The organism is Pseudarthrobacter albicanus, assembly GCF_018224015.1.
GTDB classification, from domain to species: Bacteria; Actinomycetota; Actinomycetes; order Actinomycetales; family Micrococcaceae; genus Arthrobacter; species Arthrobacter albicanus.
In genome coordinates, this window is sequence record NZ_JAGPOT010000233.1 from 1 (window position 1) to 340 (window position 340).

1 protein-coding gene is annotated in these 340 nt (G+C 68.5%); it reads right to left on the minus strand.

Translation table 11 applies throughout. The annotated features are described in order from the left end of the window. A partial coding sequence (locus tag J9611_RS21590; RefSeq protein ID WP_211883389.1) for an NAD-dependent epimerase/dehydratase family protein occupies positions 1-340 on the minus strand: 340 nt, incomplete at both ends.

Here is a 340-nt window from a genome sequence, read left to right on the forward strand (position 1 = left end):
ACGGCGACCTGGGCGATGAAGGGCACCAGGTTGTTCGGGATGCCCTGCGGGTCCTCCCCGATCCGGCCCGAGGGGTGCGCGCCGACCGGGTTGAAGTAGCGCAGCAGCGCGATGCGCCAGCGCGGGTCCGCGGCGCCGAGGTCGGTCAGGATGTCCTCGACCTGTTCCTTGGTCCGGCCGTAGGGGTTGTTGGCGCCGATCTCCATCTTCTCCAGGTACGGGCTGGGGTTGTGCTCGCCGTAGACCGTCGCGGAGGAGCTGAACACGAGGGAGCGGACGCCGTGCCGGTCCATCGTCCGGAGCAGGTTCAGGGTGCCGGTGAGGTTGTTGTGGTAGTACC